Source organism: Ensifer sp. ZNC0028 (assembly GCF_000799055.1).
Classification (GTDB): domain Bacteria; phylum Pseudomonadota; class Alphaproteobacteria; order Rhizobiales; family Rhizobiaceae; genus Ensifer.
The window spans coordinates 1-247 of the sequence record NZ_JTLA01000273.1 but is presented as its reverse complement, the minus strand read 5'-3'; the positions used below and the strand labels follow the sequence as shown (position 1 = coordinate 247).

Sequence of the window (247 nt, the reverse complement as noted above, 5' to 3'; positions counted from 1 at the left end):
AGGCGCGCCAGGCCGGAAAGATCGTGGCGAGGAAGGAAAGGGTCAGCGCCATGACGATGACAAGCGCGGTCTCATGGGCGTTCATGTCGGCCGGAAGCTGGTTCAAGAAATAGAGTTCCGGGCTGAATATCGTCGTCCCGGAGATCCAGGAAAAGAACTGCCGGATGGATTCGATGTTGAGGCAGACGACGACGCCGAGCACCACGCCCGCGACCGTTCCGGCAACACCGATTGCAGCACCCGTCAT

General features: G+C 60.3%; 1 pseudogene. It reads right to left on the bottom strand.

Annotated features, from left to right (window positions below):
• Positions 1-247, bottom strand: a pseudogene (locus L981_RS32980) (lipoprotein-releasing system transmembrane subunit LolC); the annotation flags it as partial.